The 16,171-nt window shown below is 61.2% G+C and carries 15 protein-coding genes; 7 read left to right on the top strand and 8 right to left on the bottom strand.

Annotation, left to right across the window (positions count from 1 at the left end; all coding sequences use genetic code 11):
- Positions 1-165 precede the first annotated feature (165 nt).
- Positions 166-591, bottom strand: a complete 426-nt coding sequence (locus IPK17_RS34170) for a pyridoxamine 5'-phosphate oxidase family protein (RefSeq protein ID WP_343422198.1) — start codon at positions 589-591, stop codon at positions 166-168.
- 161 nt (positions 592-752) lie between these two features.
- Between IPK17_RS34170 and IPK17_RS34165 the strand changes: the two genes are divergently transcribed.
- Entirely contained in the window at positions 753-2,354 is a 1,602-nt protein-coding gene (locus IPK17_RS34165) for a serine hydrolase domain-containing protein (protein WP_343422197.1), read from the top strand.
- A 48-nt stretch (positions 2,355-2,402) separates the two neighbouring features.
- Here the strand turns inward: IPK17_RS34165 and IPK17_RS34160 are convergent, their stop codons facing one another.
- The 7 genes from IPK17_RS34160 to IPK17_RS34130 form a co-directional block, all read right to left on the bottom strand.
- Positions 2,403-4,328 (bottom strand): glycoside hydrolase family 3 N-terminal domain-containing protein, encoded by a 1,926-nt coding sequence (locus IPK17_RS34160; protein ID WP_343422196.1) that lies wholly within the window; start codon positions 4,326-4,328, stop codon positions 2,403-2,405.
- Positions 4,234-4,644 (bottom strand): hypothetical protein, encoded by a 411-nt coding sequence (locus IPK17_RS34155; RefSeq protein ID WP_343422195.1) that lies wholly within the window; start codon positions 4,642-4,644, stop codon positions 4,234-4,236. The genes IPK17_RS34160 and IPK17_RS34155 overlap by 95 nt, the downstream gene beginning before the upstream one ends.
- Before the next feature lie 457 nt (positions 4,645-5,101).
- Entirely contained in the window at positions 5,102-6,058 is a 957-nt protein-coding gene (locus tag IPK17_RS34150; RefSeq protein WP_343422194.1) for a carbohydrate ABC transporter permease, read from the bottom strand.
- 13 nt (positions 6,059-6,071) lie between these two features.
- On the bottom strand, positions 6,072-6,971 hold the full coding sequence (locus IPK17_RS34145; protein ID WP_343422193.1) for a carbohydrate ABC transporter permease: 900 nt from the start codon (positions 6,969-6,971) through the stop codon (positions 6,072-6,074).
- A gap of 76 nt (positions 6,972-7,047) precedes the next feature.
- A complete protein-coding gene (locus tag IPK17_RS34140; RefSeq protein WP_343422192.1) occupies positions 7,048-8,397 on the bottom strand; it encodes an extracellular solute-binding protein in 1,350 nt (449 codons plus the stop codon).
- Positions 8,398-8,491: 94 nt separating this feature from the next.
- Positions 8,492-9,586, bottom strand: coding sequence for an SIS domain-containing protein (locus IPK17_RS34135; RefSeq protein ID WP_343422191.1), 1,095 nt, complete (start codon positions 9,584-9,586; stop codon positions 8,492-8,494).
- 23 nt (positions 9,587-9,609) lie between these two features.
- Positions 9,610-10,374: a DeoR/GlpR family DNA-binding transcription regulator gene (locus IPK17_RS34130; RefSeq protein WP_343422190.1), complete on the bottom strand. Its 765-nt coding sequence runs from the start codon at positions 10,372-10,374 to the stop codon at positions 9,610-9,612.
- A 243-nt stretch (positions 10,375-10,617) separates the two neighbouring features.
- Here IPK17_RS34130 and IPK17_RS34125 point away from each other — a divergent pair, with 243 nt between their 5' ends.
- Genes IPK17_RS34125 through IPK17_RS34100 form a run of 6 tightly spaced genes read left to right on the top strand, consistent with a single transcriptional unit; the run spans position 10,618 to position 16,121 of the window.
- Positions 10,618-11,613 carry a thiamine pyrophosphate-dependent dehydrogenase E1 component subunit alpha gene (locus tag IPK17_RS34125; protein ID WP_343422189.1) on the top strand — a complete coding sequence of 332 codons (996 nt, stop codon included), beginning with the start codon at positions 10,618-10,620 and terminating at the stop codon, positions 11,611-11,613.
- A complete protein-coding gene (locus IPK17_RS34120) occupies positions 11,610-12,617 on the top strand; it encodes an alpha-ketoacid dehydrogenase subunit beta (protein ID WP_502749681.1) in 1,008 nt (335 codons plus the stop codon). The genes IPK17_RS34125 and IPK17_RS34120 overlap by 4 nt, the downstream gene beginning before the upstream one ends.
- Before the next feature lie 11 nt (positions 12,618-12,628).
- Positions 12,629-13,927, top strand: a complete 1,299-nt coding sequence (locus IPK17_RS34115) for a dihydrolipoamide acetyltransferase family protein (protein ID WP_343422188.1) — start codon at positions 12,629-12,631, stop codon at positions 13,925-13,927.
- Positions 13,928-13,933: 6 nt separating this feature from the next.
- Positions 13,934-14,845 carry a phosphotriesterase family protein gene (locus tag IPK17_RS34110; RefSeq protein WP_343422187.1) on the top strand — a complete coding sequence of 304 codons (912 nt, stop codon included), beginning with the start codon at positions 13,934-13,936 and terminating at the stop codon, positions 14,843-14,845.
- A gap of 20 nt (positions 14,846-14,865) precedes the next feature.
- Positions 14,866-15,084 carry a hypothetical protein gene (locus IPK17_RS34105; protein ID WP_343422186.1) on the top strand — a complete coding sequence of 73 codons (219 nt, stop codon included), beginning with the start codon at positions 14,866-14,868 and terminating at the stop codon, positions 15,082-15,084.
- Positions 15,081-16,121: a D-2-hydroxyacid dehydrogenase gene (locus tag IPK17_RS34100; RefSeq protein ID WP_343422185.1), complete on the top strand. Its 1,041-nt coding sequence runs from the start codon at positions 15,081-15,083 to the stop codon at positions 16,119-16,121. Before IPK17_RS34105 ends, IPK17_RS34100 begins: the two co-directional genes overlap by 4 nt.
- Positions 16,122-16,171 lie beyond the last annotated feature (50 nt).

Genomic DNA, 16,171 nt, shown 5'->3' with positions numbered 1-16,171 from the left:
GAATTAACGAAACGGACGCGCCGTTGCGCGTCCCTACAGAACACGTTTTCCCTCAAACGATCGCGTTAATGGGTCCCCATGTTAAAAGTGTCCTGTCCTCAACCACACTTGGGGAGGGTCTTCGTCCCTGCTACTCAGCCTCAACGCGCCCTTTCCAACCCGCGGCTAACCGCTAACGCGGATCACCTTGCGAATTTTGAGCCGCAGCACGACGATGTCATCGTTTTTCCACGTCTCCAAGAGCTGATCCGCGGCTGCCGGCAGATAATGCCGGGTGATGCGCGCCGTGACCGCATGCGCAGGGTCATCCTCGACCGCGAAATCGCCTTGCAGCATGACGCCGGGGGTATGGCCACCTTGACCATCGGGCAGCGGATCGCCGCCGACCTGCACCGCACCGCGCGGATGAGCGACAAGGTTCTGGACTTTGCGCGCGGTGCGATCCGCCATGATGACGACCTCATCCCGGTCATCTTCCAGCAAAAACCACAGCGGTGTAATGTGTGGATACCCTTCGGCATCTACCGTTCCCAGCCGAGCGACCAACGGCTGCTTCAAGACGTCACGAACTTCCTTCAATGTCACCGACATGCCACTTTCCCTTTGTAACCAGCGATCTAGTGCACATCTTACCGCGACTTCCGTACTGTCCACCACGAGAGCGAACCGCGGCATTCGTGATGCAGCCGCTTCTTGGATAGAATGGCAAGCCTGATCTCAAGGCTGATCCCTATCCGCGAAAGGCAGTTCACATGCCAGTTTCCCAGCAGCAGGTCGACGCACTGTTTGCACGTTGGAATCGCACCGACTCCCCGGGCTGTGTGCTCGGCGTCATCCAGGACGGCCAGTTGATCTATCAGCGCGGCTACGGCATGGCGGACTTAGAGCGCGACGTGCCATTGAAGCCCGAGTCAGTGCTGGACATCGGGTCGACGGGCAAGCAGTTCGCCGCCATGCAGATCGCGCTGCTGGCCGAGCGCGGCGCCTTGTCGCTGGATGATCCCGTCCAGAAGTACGTCCCGGAGCTGCCACAGTACGACCATCCGATCACGATTCGCCAACTGCTGCACCATACCAGCGGCCTGCGCGACTATCTGGTCTTGCTGCTGCTCGCGGGGAAGTCGTTTGACGTGATGGAAGATGTCGACGCGCTGCTGGAACTGATTGGCCGCCAGCGTCACCTCAACTTCGTGCCCGGCGAAGAATTCCTGTACTCCAACACCGGCTATCTCCTGCTCGGCGTGATCGCGTCGCGCGTGACCAACACGCCATACCCCGACCTACTGCGCGCGACCTTCTTCGCGCCCTTGGGCATGAGCGCCAGTGACATCAACGACGATCCGCTGCGGATTACGCGCAACCGCGCGCTCAGTTATTCGGGCAGCGTCGAGGACGGCTTCCGCAGCGAAGCGATTGAGCCGGGCGGCTTCGGCGACGGCCCGATCCTCACCACCGTGGGCGACCTCTACCGCTGGGATCAGAACTTCTACGCCAACCAGCTCGGCGGCGGGCAAGCGCTGATCGAGCAAATGGTGGCGTCCGGCCAGTTCAACGATGGCACGCCGATTGGCTATGGGTTAGGGCTGTTCACCAGTGATTATCGCGGGCTGCCGACCATTCATCATGGTGGCGCGTGGGCGGGCTACCGCGCCGAATTGCTGCGGTTCCCGGAACAGCGCTTTTCCGTCATTGTGCTGGCGAATTTGGGGAGTATGTCGCCGTCGCAGCTCGCCAAACAGGTCGCCGATCTCTACCTCGCCGATGTGTTCCCCGAGCCGCTGCCGGAACTGCCCACCGTCCCCGCCGATCAAGCCGTTGATCTGACGCCGTTCGCCGGGTTCTACCAGAGTGACCAGACCCGCGCGGTGATCGAACTGACGCAGCACGATGGCGAGGCCGTAGCGATTTTGTCGGGGTATCCGCTCAAGCTGGTCCAAGAATCCGCGGGCCGCTGGCGCGTGACCAACTTGCCGTACCGCTTCCATCTGGAGGTCGAAGGGACGGGCGGACTGCGGACGGAGGATGAGTTCAGCCCGCGGGGCGCCGAAATCTACCGCCAGCGTCCGTCTGATCCCGTGTCAGCAGCCGATCTCGAGACGCTGTGCGGCGAATACTATTCCGACGAGTTGGACGTCAGCTACCACCTGTCGCTGCAGGCGGATGCCCTGCATCTGCGCATTGGTGACCATGCTCCCCAACCTCTGCGCGTCGTGAACCGTGATCTTCTGACGAGTGGTGAAGGGGCGGTGTTCGATGTCGTCCGCAGTGAAACCGGAGCCATCCGCAGGTTAGCTGTCTCCGCCGGACGTGTCCGCATGGTCATCGTGACGCGCGTGGAAGCCACACCGAGCTAAAACCACGGTCCGCTGTGTCGCCTGAGTGACACAGCGGCCTCCTCCCAGTTAGGCAGTCACAGTGAATGCGCCTTCGAGCCCATCCGTCGAGTCAGGCCCAATCCAGACCTTGAATGCCCCCGGCTCGACGCGATACTGCATGTCCAGGCCATGAAAACCTAATTCGCTGACAGGAATCTCGAAGCGCACCATCTGCTGTTCGTCCGCCGCCAACGTAATCCGCTGAAAGCCTTTCAGTTCTTTGACCGGGCGCGTCACCGAGCCGACCAGATCGCGCACATACAACTGCACCACTTCCGCGCCAGCGCGGTTGCTCGCATTGTGCACGGTGGCGGTCACTTGCAGCACTCCGTCACGGGCGACCACAGGCGTCAGCACGGCGAGGTCGCTGTACACAAACCGGGAATAGCTCAGCCCTTCGCCGAACGCGAACAGCGGCGCATTGGATTCGTCGAGATAAGTCGAGCGGAACGGTTCGAAAAACTGCGTCGTGCCCGCGCCTTCGGCGGGGCGTCCGGTCGCTTTGTGCGCATAAAACACGGGGATCTGCCCTTCGGCGCGGGGAAAACTGGCCGTGAGCTTGCCCGACGGGTTGACTGCGCCGAACAGAACATCGGCGACCGCCTGCCCCGCGCGGATGCCGCCATGCCACGCCACCAGCAGCGCCGCTGATTTCTGCGCAATCTGCGGAATGACGAGCGGACGACCGCTCATCAACACCGTGATAAGCGGTTTACCAGTCGCCACGAGCGCATCGAACAGCGCCGGCTGGCTGCCGGGCAGACCGAGGTACACCCGCGAATGCGCTTCGCCGCTCATCGCCGCGCTTTCGCCGACGACCAGCACCACAACATCGGCCAGTTCGGCGGCCTGTACCGCCGCGGTCAGGTTCAGGTCATCCCCTTCGATGGAACAGCCCTGCTCATAGATCACCTGCGCGTCGTACTGCGCCAGCCCATGCAGCACAGTCTCCACCGCATAGGCTTGACTCGCCATCGACCACATGCCGAGCAGATCCGCGCGGTTGTTTGCCAGCGGCCCGATCAGTGCGATGCGCTGCTGGCCGGCTGTCAACGGCAGCACCTGATCGTCATTCTTGAGCAGCACCAGTGACTGCTGCGCCACCGCCAACGCCAGCGCCTGAAATTCCGGAGCCATGAGCGTATTTTTAGCGAGCGTGGTGTCGAATTCGGCATGCTCGAACAGACCGAGGCTGAACTTCAACTGCAAGACGCGGCGCACCGCTTCATCGACCAGCGCGACGGGCACCTCGCCATCTCTGACCAGGCTCGCGAGGTGCTGATCATACGCACCGCTCTCCATGTCGAGATCCACGCCCGCGAGGATGCTCAGTTTGGCCGCTTCCCGCAGGTCTGCCGCGACCCCGTGCTGCACCAGTTCGCCAATCGAGTTGTAGTCGCTGACCACGACGCCGTTCCAGCCCCACTCATCGCGCAGCACAGTGCGCAGCAGGAAGGTATTACAGGTGCCCGGCACGCCCGCGATCTCGTTGAACGCGCTCATGACGCTGCCCGCGCCCGCGGCCAACGCCGCTTTGAACGGCGGGAGGTAAATGTCACGGAGCGTGCGCTCCGACAATTCGACCGAGTTATAGTCGCGCCCAGCTTCTGCCGCGCCATAGCCGACATAATGCTTGGGACACGCGGCGATGCGGTGACCGACCGGCAGATCGTCGGTTTGGAAGCCGCGCACCCGCGCGAGCGCCATGGCCGTCCCCAAACACGGGTCTTCACCCGCGCCTTCGGCGATGCGTCCCCAGCGCGCATCCCGCGCGATGTCGATCATCGGCGCGAAAATCCAGTCGATCCCCACGGTTGAGGCTTCAATCGCCGCGGCGCGCGCCGCCTGTTCCAACAGGTCAGGATTCCAGGTGCAGGACTCCGCGAGTGGAATCGGGAAGACGGTGTGCAGCCCATGAATCACATCGTGCCCGATGAGCATGGGAATTGCCAAGGCGCGATTCGTGCCGCGCTGTCCGCTGAATTTCGTGATTCACCATGCGCTCCGCCGAAATCGTTGCGCCTGCCTCACCTTTGCGGATCTTCTCGATGATGCGGGGACTCACTTTGATCGGAAACTCGTACGTTTCGCCCTTCTGCTCGGCTAACTTCTGCTCTTTGAACGCCTGATCCCAATCCATGGGTGCAAACGCGCTCAGCATCACTAACTGGCCAACTTTTTCCTCCAGCGTCATGCGCGCCAGCAAATCGTCGATTTTTGCTTGGGTGACGGGGTCGGGTTGTCTGGCGTGGGACAAAAACTTGCTCATCGTCGTGTGTCTACTCCTCGGAGATGTGTCCGCATAGCCTGATTATACGCTGAGCCACACCCTAATCCCGCTCAGGCTGAAACGTGAGCCGGGTTGCAGGCGAAGGGTGATGATCATGCAATATTCGTGCGGCGTGGGACGTGGACGGGCAAACCCGTAACACGGGTTACCCAGCAGTTTCTGGGGCACAGCGGACACGATCAATCATGTCCCTACGAGAAAGCGCTGCTTGGACAGAGATGCGATTCAAAGAGTGTCCAATAACGTAATCATCTGTAGGGACGAGGCATGCCTCGTCCTAATTTTCAGAGAAATTCACAGAGGACAAGGCATGCCTTGTCCCTACAAATACCTCTCATTAAGATAACTGTCCACCGTTTTAGACACCCTCTTCATGGCGTCCCCTGCTCCTAGAGCGTCTTCGCTCGTCTGATGTGTTACCAGCAAGCGCTGCGCCCTAGTATTCCCAGTTGCGCCGCAGCAGACGCGATTGCAGGAGTGTGATCACGAGGATGATCAGGAACAACACAATGCCCATCGCCGAGCCGTAGCCGAGCTGAAGCTCACCAAAGGCGACCTGCCATTGATACACCGAGACAACAATCGTCGAATTGAGCGGACCGCCGGGCTTATCCGCGCCGGAAGCCACAGTCATGATGTAGATTGGGCCGTAGACCTGCAGCGAATTGATGACGCCCGTGATGATCACAAACACGGTCGTCGGACGCAGCAGCGGCAGCGTGATGCGCCGGAAGGTTTGCCAGCGCGTCGCGCCATCGACGCGCGCCGCTTCATAGAATGTGGACGGGATCGCGCTCAAACCCGCCATGAAGATCACAATGTCGTAGCCGAGGTTCTTCCATACGGCGTAGATGATCACGGAGAACAGCGCCGTCGCGGGTGAACGCAAAAACGGCTGCTGCGGGAGCCCCGCCAGCGCAAACACCTGATTGAACAGGCCGTAGCGCGGCTGGTAAAAGCCGACTGACCAGATCAGCGCCGTCGCGATCACCGAGGTGACGACCGGGAGAAAGTACACGGTACGGAAAAAGCCCGCCAACCGTCCCGCCGCATTGATCGCCAGCGCGCACAGCAGCGCCAGCACAATCGAGAGCGGCATGTAGATCAGCGCGTACTTGAAGGTATTGACGACGGAAGCTTGGAACACGGGATCATTGATCAGCCGGATGTAGTTATCCAGTCCAATAAACCGCCGCTCTTCCGGATTCTGAAAAGCCTGCCAGTTGGTCAAGCTGCCGGCAAATCCCGAGATGATCGGGTAGACGTAAAAGACAGCGAAGAACAACAGCATCGGCAGAATCACCGACCAGACGAAAATCTGCTGGTTGCGGCGAAAGCTGTTCTTGCCTTCGGGCACGGAACGCGTCGCAGCGCGTGTGGAAGCAGCAGCCATATTCGTCACCCCGTCACTTCATACCCGTCAGAGTAATGCCTTCGATAAAGCGGCGCTGCGCCAGCACATACACGATCAGCACCGGGAGGACGGCGACAAACGACGCCGCCGAGACCAGCCCCATGTCAACCGTGCCGCGTCCGCGGAACTGCGCCAGTCCCAATGGCAGCGTATACAGGCCCGGGTCGTCGAGCACCACGAGCGGCCAGAGGAAGTTGTCCCACTGGAACGTGAACGTGAAGATCGCCAGCGCTGCCAGCGCCGCGCCGGAAAGTGGCAAAATCACGCGCAAATAGATGCCGAGTTCGGACGCGCCGTCAATGCGCGCCGCGTCAATGAGTTCGTTGGGGATGTTGGCGATCTGCTGGCGCATGAGGAAGATGCCGAATGGCGTAAAGAGAATCGGCACGATCAGCGCAAGGTAGTTATTGCGCCAGCCCCAATCCGCCACCATGTTGAACAGCGGAATGAGCGTCACGCTGAAGGGCACGACCAGCATGCTGATCACCAGCCAGAAGATCACGTTTTTGAAGCGAAACTCGAACTTGGCGAACACATACCCGGCAATACTGCTCGTAAACAGCGTAATGAGCGTGATGACGATCACCACGAAAGCGCTGTTACGGAAGAAGATCAGCATGCTGCCGGTCGTCAGGTTGCCGATGTCCTGCCAGTTTTTGAGGGTGAATTCCTGCGGCCACCACGTCGGGGGAATCGCCGTGCCTTCGCGCTGCGTCTTGAAGGAACTGATGATCATCCAGTAGAACGGGCCGATCATCGCCACTGAGCCGATCCCGAGCACGATCCATAAGACGAGCCGTTCCCAGTCCAGCCGACGCCAGCGCCAGTCGACGGCAGTGCGGTTTTCGCTCACGCGGGCTGAGTCCATCGCGCTTTCCTTCCGTTTGATCATAGAGGGCGAACTCTTCGTTCGCCCTACCATCGGTGCTTAAATCAATTGCTGAAAGTCGCCAATCTGCAACCGCGCCTTATTCGGCGGGTGCAACGTAGCTGCGTTCGGTGATCAGGTAGTTCTGGTCGCCCTGTTCCGCGAGGAACGCATTGTAGCGCGTCGTCACGTCGTCGAGCACGGCCTGCGGTTCTTCCGCATTGAGGATCACGCGTTCAAACATTTCACGCAGATACGTGTCGGCTTCGAGCGGCTGTTCGCCCGCGTTGACGCGGTACGGAATGGTGACGGCGGCGCTTTGCAGCACATTGCCTTCGTCGCCTTCCAGCAGGCGCGGGTCGTTCAGCAGATCAACGCGATCCGGCGGGACGGCGTGCACCTTCGCCCATTCGATGCGGCGTTCGTCGGTGCCCAGCGCGTACTGGATGAAGCTGAACATCGCGGCCTGTTCTTCTTCCGGATAGTTGGCGAACACGGCGATGCCTTCTTCCGGCAGCGTCAAGCCCCACGACGGCGTCGGGCCACCCGACCACGTCGGTTCCGGCACGGTGCTGAACTTGCCTTCCCACGCTTCGTCGGAGACGAGGCTGCCCGCCCAGTAACCGTGGCTGATGAAGCCCGCGGCGCGTTCCGTCGAGAACATGTCGAAGTGGCGTTCCAGCAGCGGATCGTCGATTTTGTGGACATGATACCAGTCGCTGATGAACTGGAGCGCCGCCACGCCTTCGGGGCTGTTCCAGATCGCCTGCGTGCCGTCTTCGCTGTACTGGAAGCCGCCCGCTTGATAGATCAGGTCTTGCCACAGCCACTTCTGCGAATAGTAGTGGTTCAGCGCGACGCCGGGACGGACGACATTGCCGCTCCCATCATATTGGGTGAGCTGCTTGGCGAATTCAACAAAGTCTGCCCAGTTCGCGGGCGCATCGGCGGCCGTCAAGCCAGCTTCTTCCAGCATGGTGTTGTTCAGGAAGACGATCGAGCAGTAATAGCCGAAGGTGCTGGTGTACACCCGCCCGTCCATCGCGGCCAGGAATGGCGTGCTGGCGAGCTGCGAATAATCAAACAGGTCTTCCGGATACGCGGCGAGCAGACCTGCGCGCTGCAGCGCCGGACGCCAGTCGGCGTGCACGTTGCTGATCGGCGGGTTCTGTTCGGCTTCGTTGGCGGTCAACAGCTTGGTGCCCAGGTCGCCATAGGGGAACGTCGTGTAATTCAGCGTGACGCCGGGATTAGCTTCCTGCCACTCCGTGATCAACTGCTGCATGTAAGCCTGACGCGGCTCATATTCCCAATCCCAGAAATCCGCCGCGCCCTGAAAACCCTGCGCGGACAAACGCTTCAACGGCGAACCGGCGAGCAGCAAACCACCCGCGGCCCCTAACGATAGTTGCAAGAAATTGCGGCGGCTTAAAGAACCTTTTTTCTGCATGACACTTCTCCTCATTTACTCTCTTGGGCGCGATGGTAAGCACAAACTGCGGCAGGGGGCGCACTAATCGAACGCCCCGCGCAGCAGACGTCCCCTAGCTCAATTGGGCTTTGTTCGTGTGATCGTCATTCAACTCGATCACGGCGGTCAGGTTGTTCGGCAAGTCGGGATTCAAGCCCTTGGCGACTGTATGGTGATAGATCGCCAGATGCAGAATCGGCAGGTACAGCGGCCCGCGTTCGGCGTCAGTCAGCCCCTCCGGCAGCACGATCTGCTCGTCCGCCGCGGCCTCTGGCAGCGTGACCGGGGTCACCGCCAGCACGGTCGCGCCGCGCTGACGCATTTCCGTCAGCACCTGCGTTTCGGCGGTCGTCGCCGTCTCCGAGACCAGCGCGACGATCAGCGTCTGCTCGTTGACCATCGACATCGGGCCGTGCCGGAATTCCATCGTCTGGTAGGCTTCAGACAGGCTGAGCGACATCTCTTTCATCTTGAGCATGGCTTCGCAGGCCAGCCCATAGAGCGCGCCGCCGCCGAGGAAGAAAACCCGTTCAAACCGTTGATGCAGCGTGCTGCCAAACTGCTGCGCGAAATCGGCACATTTTTCGATCAGCGCGCGCCCCAACTGCGGCAGTTGCAAAAACCGCGGGCTGAGTTCGCGGTTGGCGAACGCATAGATCAAGCCCTGCGTGAGAATGAGCATGGAGGTGAAGGAACGCGTTTGCGCCAAGCCAATTTCCTGACCCGCTTTCGCGAGCAGCGTCAGCGGGATCGTCCGCGCGAGGGTCGATTCGTCGTAGCAGGTGACGGCGGCAATCGCTTTACCACCCTGCGCGTTGAACGTCTCGATGGCCTTCAGCACTTCCGTCGTCTCACCTGAGCGCGAAATCACCACCATGACCGTTGACCGTCCGACAATCAGCGTCTGATCAGTGAACAGCCACATGTCCGAGCCGGGGTGCGCTTCCGACAGGATCCCAGTCAGCCCACGCGCCAAACTCGCCCCGGCCCGCGCCAGAAAATACGGCGACCCGCAGCCCAGGAAGATCAGATGATCGGGCTGGTGCTGCGCATAGAAGGCGCGCAGCGCGCCCTGCTGCCGCGCCAATTCGTCGAGCGCGTCCTGCCACGCTTCGGGCTGGCTGAGAATTTCGCTGAGGGTCTGAAAACTGGAAGGAGAGGTCTGCATGTTTGTCCCTAAGTCGGTGCGCGCTACACGCGGAGCACCTGTACACCACAATCGGCGATCTTGCCCACTTCGTCGTCTTCGGCGGCGGTATCGGTGATGAGCGTATGAATGCGCTCCGCCGGAGCCAGACGAACCGAGCCAACTTGCTTGAATTTGCTCGCGTCGGCAACCACGATTAACTGCGCCGCCGCGTTGATGAGAAAGCGATCCGTTTCGACTTCCTGAACGTACGTTCCAGTCAGGCCATAGTCGGGATGAATGCCATACGTACCATGAATGATCTTGTGCGCGTAGATGTCTTTGAGTGCCTGCTGAGTGAGATGCCCGAGCAGCGAAAATTCGGAATGGCGCAGCCACCCGCCGAGCACCACGACAGTGATGTGCGGATACGCGGACAGCTCATAGGCGATGTTGATGACGTTCGTGACGACTGTCAGGTTCTTGTGGTCGACGAGGAACGGCAGCATCGCCTCGACCGTCGTACCTGCCGTCAGGATGATCGTCTCGCCGTCGTTGACAAGGCGCGCTGCCGCTTCGGCGATCCGTCGTTTGGCGTCGGCGTTCACATCATGACGCTGCAGAGCTGGGCGTTCCGGTTCCGCGCCGTCTTCGACCAGCAGCGCGCCGCCGTGCACTCGCGTGACTAAACCCCGCTCTTCCATCTCTTTGAGGTCGCGGCGTACCGTCGACAAACTGATGCCTAGCTGCGTGCTCAAATCGTTAACCGAAGCTGATTTATGTCGTCGAATTAAGGCATGAATCTGTTTCTGGCGTTCGTGGCTCAACATGTGCTTTTTCTCTGCCTGACTAGGGAACACGATTGAGCGAACATCATACCGCAAATCTCTTAATTCCTAATTGACCTGCCGCTGACAGCCTATTCATTCAGAATCTATCATAATTCGCCAAAAAAAGTCAACAAACTGCAAAATAATTGACAATCGCGCACAATCGCGCTATGTTGTGATTGAAATTGACGTATTGACCCAACTTAAAAAGTGCGTGCCTGCGCTGGCCGAAAGAAGTTTGGAATGCATCAAGACCGTTGGATTGACTTTTATCGCACGATGACGCGCATCCGCGCGTTCGAACGCACTGCGCGCGAGGTATACACCGCGGGCAAGCTCCCCGGCTTTCTGCACCTGAGCATCGGTCAGGAAGCCATTGCGACGGGCGCGTGCGCTGCCCTCCGTTCCGACGACTTCATGGCGAGCACACACCGCGGCCACGGCGACACCATCGCCAAAGGCGTCAGCGTGGAAAGCGCCATGGCCGAGTTGTACGGGCGCGTGACTGGATCGTGCCGCGCCAAAGGCGGCTCGATGCATATCGCCGATTTCAGTCAGGGCATTCTGGGCGCGAACGGCATCATTGCCGCGGGCGTGCCGATTGCCGTGGGCGCGGCGTTGAGCTGCAAGCTGCGCAAAACCGATCAAGTGGCGCTGGCCTTCTTCGGCGATGGCGCGACCGGCAGCGGTCCGCTGCACGAAGGCATGAACATGTCGATGTTGTGGCAGCTCCCTATGATCTTTGTGCGCCAGAACAACCGCTACGCCGAATCCACGCCGCTGGTCGAACACACGGGCATCGTCGACGTGGTGCAGTGGGCGTGCGGCTACGGTATGCCCGGCATCCGCGTCGACGGCAACGACGTGGTCGAAGTCTACAACACCGTCTACACGGCGGTTGAACGGGCGCGCATGGGCGGCGGCCCCACCTTCATCGACTGCGAGACCTACCGCCACTACGGGCACAACATCGGCGATCCCGGCACAGCGCGACCGAAAGATGAGGTCGAAGCGTGGAAAGCGCGTGATCCGCTGGAACGCCACCGCGAGCGCATCCTCGCCGCGGGTCTGGCGACCGAGGCCGATCTCGATACCATCGACGCGGAGGAACAGGCACGCATGGACGCCGCCGTCGCCGCCGCGGAAGCCGCGCCCAAGCCGGAACTGCATGAGGCGCTCGAAGGTCTATACGTTGACGAACAACTGGGCAAACAGGCACTACAGGGGGTGCGTCCGTGAGCGCGTTACCACAAACCGGCGGTCGTGAGATCACCTTCCGCGATGCCGTGCGCGATGCGATGTTTGAAGAATTGGGGCGCGATCCGAATGTTTTTCTGATTGGCGAAGACCTGCGTGACCCGTGGGGTGGCGCGTATAAGACAACGGTCAACGTGAGCGCGGTTTACGGCAACGACCGGGTGATCAACACGCCCATCGCCGAAGAGAGTATCATCGGCGCGGCGCTCGGCGCAGCGTTGGCGGGCTTGCGTCCAGTCGCCGAACTGCAATACCTCGACTTTGTCATGCGGGCGATGGATGCCGTCGTGAATCAGGTCGCCAAAGTGCGCTACATGAGCGGCGGACAGGCGAAAGTGCCGCTCGTCATCCGCGCACAGGGCGGTGGGGGGAAGTCATCCGCGGCGCAGCACGGCAACAGCCTCGAATCGTGGCTGTGTCATGTGCCAGGGCTGTTCATCGCGCACCCGTCGACGCCCTATGACGCCAAAGGTCTACTTAAAACCGCCATCCGCCTGGATGACCCGGTTTTCTTCATTGAACACAAAATGCTGTACATGAACAAAGGTTACGTGCCGGACGGTGACTACACCCTCCCCTTCGGCGTGGCCGACATCAAGCGGCGCGGCACGGATGTGACCATCGTCGCCAATTCGCGCATGGTACTTTACGCACTGGAAGCGGCTGAACTGCTGGCGGCGGAGGGCATTTCCGCCGAAGTCATCGACCCGCGCACGCTTGTGCCGCTGGACGAAGCGACGATCCTTGAATCGGTCGCCAAGACCAACCGGCTCGTCGTCGTCAACGAGGGCGTGGAACGCTGCGGGTGGGCGGCAGAAGTCGCAGCCATGGTGCAGAAACGCGCCTTCAGCGATCTCGACGCGCCGATTGAGCGGGTGTGCACGCGCAACGTGCCCCTGCCCTTCCAGCCGGATTTGGAGAACTACGTGCTGCCCTCTGTGCCGGATATTGTGACCGCGGCCAAAACGGCGCTGTACTTCAACTAGCGGAGGCGAACATGCGCGTTGAAGTCACCATGCCCCGTATGGGTCAAAGCATGGAAGAAGGCACCATCCTCAACTGGTTAAAGACTGCGGGGGCGACCATTAAGCGCGGTGAGCCATTGTTCGAGATCGAGTCGGACAAAGCAACCGTTGAAGTGGAAGCCTTGACGACGGGCAAACTGGCCGAAATCATTGTGCCCGCCGGGACGACGGTGTCCGTTGGGTCGGTGGTCGCCTTTATAGAAGCAGCGGAGCGGATCGCAGTCGCTGCTCCGGCTGCCCCTCCCCGTGAACCCATCGTCGACGCTGCCCCCCGCCGCCAGCCGATCTCCCCCGTAGCGCGGCGCGTGGCGCACGAACACGGCCTCGACCCGGCGGCGATCAGCGGAACAGGACGCGGCGGACGCATCGTCAAAGAGGATGTCCAAGCCACCGTCACGCAGCGTGACGCCGTTCCCGCTAAGTCGGCACGGCTGGATGTGTCGCCGGTGGCCCGCAAGTTGGCGCGGCAGCACGGCCTCAATCTGGCGCAGATCGTGGGCAGCGCGCCGAACGGGCGCATCATCAAGCGCGACATTCTCGCCGCGGTCGTATCGCAGGCACAAGCGCCGAGCACCGCTGCCGAACACCGCGTGCCGCTCACCCGTTTACGCCGGATCGCGGCGGGGCGCATGGCCGAGAGCAAATCGACCATTCCGCACTTCTATTTGACGCTCGACATCGACATGGGGCGGGCGCTGGAACTGCGCGAATCGCTCAAGCGGCGTGGGCAGACGGTCAGCATCAACGATCTGATCCTCAAAGCGACCGCATTGGCACTGACCGAGTATCCCACGCTCAACGCAACTTTTGCAGATGGTGAGCTGATCCTCAACGAGCACATCAATCTGGCGGTGGCCGTAGCCGTTGGCGACCGGGCACGACCGGAAGGTTTGACCACACCCGTCGTTCACGACTGCGGAACGCTCAGGCTGACCGAAATCGCCGCGCAAGCCGCCGTGTTGGCTGGCCGCGCCCGCGAGAACAAGCTCAAGCCGGACGATCTAAGCGGCGGCACGTTCACCGTGAGCAATCTCGGCATGTACGGTATCCGTCAGTTTCAAGCGATCATCAATCCGCCGCAGGTGGCGATCCTCGCCGTTGGCGCGCTGCAAAAAGTTGCCGTGTTCGACGCCGACGACCGCGTGCGCCCGGTGCAGCGTTTGACCGTCACGTTGAGTGCTGATCACCGCGCGACCGATGGCGCGGAAGCGGCGGGTTTCCTCAACGTGCTGCAAACTGCGCTCGAAGACGCGTTTGTGCTGGTCGAGTAACCGCCGATGAGCACGCATCTCGTCACCACACTGGGCGACCTCAGCGCCGATCACGTCGGCTGGATGCTGGCGCACGAGCATGTCTTCGCCAACTTCTACGCCGACGATGACGCGGCCACGGCCATTGCGCCCGTGATTGACCGGATGGAACCCGCGCTCCAAGCCGTGAAAGCCGCCGGGATCACGGCCCTGGTGGAGGCCACCGCGGTCGGCGGCGCGCGCCGACCGGATGTGCTGCTGGCGGTATCCCAAGCAATCAAGCTGCCCTTGATCGCCGCGACGGGATTGTTCAAAGAGCCCGCTAAAACCGAGTGGGCGCACAGGCTCGGCGAAAGTGGTCTGCGCGACTGGCTGATCCGCGAACTAACCGAACAGATCGACGGCAGCACGTTTCGCGCCGGCTGGATCAAGTTGAGCGTAACCGACTCCGGCGTGCAGCCGCATGAAGAACTCCTGCTGCGCGCGGCGGCACACGCGAGCCAGACGACGAACGCCGTGGTCGGCAGTCACACGGTCGGCGCGGCGCTGGCCAACGCCGAACTCGACATCTTCGAAGCGGCAGGCGGCGATCCAGCGCGCTTCATCTGGATTCACACGCAAACCGAGCCGGATGTCGAGCAGCACGCGGCCTTCACGCGGCGCGGCGCGTGGATCGAATATGACGCGATTGACGAAGACCGCCCCGACGACGCCTATCTCGACTGGATTGTGCGCGCCTTCGACGGCGGCTATGCCGATCAGGTGCTGCTCTCGCATGATCGCTCCGGCTATAATCCGACTCAAATGAATGGCGGCACATTCAAGCCGTATACGTACTTGCTGACTCAGTTTGTGCCCAAGCTGCAAGCGCGCGGCATCCATGAAGCTGGCATCCAGCAACTGCTGCACGCTAATCCGTTCCGTGCCTATGCCCGTTAGTCGCTTTCAAGGGGGATACCGTGTACACCTATTTCCGCTCGCAGGGTTTTCGCACCTTCATGGTGGCCGAAGCGCCGTACTTCCTGATTTCTTTCCTGATCGCCAACTTCTTCTATAAGTTTCACAGCTTTGGCCTCGAACTCGTCGGCTTCATGGTGACGTGGTACATCATCAGCGCGGTCGGCAACTGGGTGGTCGCCAAGGTGACCAAGCGTGCTGGAGTACAAGCGCAATCGTGAGTGCGGGTCGAACCATCGAGATTCTCAGCACCAAATACTTCGATGAGGCGTGGCTCGACCGGGTGCGCGGCCTGGCACCGAATCTCCATGTGACGCAGATCACAACGGAAGACCCCGCCGCTGTGCCCGCTGATCTGTGGGCACGGGTGGAAATTCTGTACGCCTGGCAGGCACTGCCTGACCCGGCCACTGCGCCCAATCTGCGCTGGATTCAACTGGACACGGCGGGCTTTGACCATGTGCTGAAATCGCCGTATGCGAAACCGGAGTCGACGGTTGCCGTGACGAACCTGGCGGGCGTCGCGCCCCCCAACATGGCGGAACACGCGCTGCTGATGATGCTGGCCTTCAGTCACCGTTTGCCGCTGATGCTGCGGCAGCAGGGCGCGCGCCATTGGGGTGGCGAAATGGAACGGCGACGCGATTTCACGCCGTCCGAACTGCTCGGCGCGACCGTGGGCGTGATCGGCTACGGCGCAATTGGGCGCGAAATCGGACGCATCGCGCACAGTTTTGGCATGCGCGTGCTGGCCGTCGCCCCGTCCCCGGAATCGCTGCTGCCCAAGCCGCTGACGTATCAAGTGCCGCAGTTGCTCGACCTGCCGGGGAAAGAACCGGATGGCTTCTACACGCCGGATCGCCTGCTGGAGATGCTGCCGGAGTGCGATTATGTCGTGCTGGTGACGCCGCGCAACGCCTCGACGCTCGGCATGTTCAACGCGGCGGCCTTCGCGGCGATGAAACCGGGCGCGGTGCTGGTCAATATCGCGCGCGGCGGCGTAGTGGACGAAACCGCGCTGATCGCCGCGCTGGAGTCTGGTCATCTGGGCGGCGCAGCGCTCGACGTGTTCGAACGCGAACCGCTCCCGGCGGAGAGTCCGCTGTGGGGCATGGACAACGTGATCATCTCGCCGCACATCGCCGGGCTGACGTCACGCTATTTTGACGTGATTTTTGATATTTTCAGCACCAATCTGCGCCGTTATCTGGCGGGCGAACCGCTGATTAATCAGGTGCTGCCAAAAGCGAAAAGTTAACCTCATCCCCTAACCCCCTCTCCAGATGGAGAGGGGAACCTAAGTTGATC

The sequence above is a fragment of the Candidatus Flexifilum breve genome (assembly GCF_016713355.1).
Note: the sequence above shows the minus strand (reverse complement) of the source record. Positions and strands in the feature narration are given on the sequence as shown.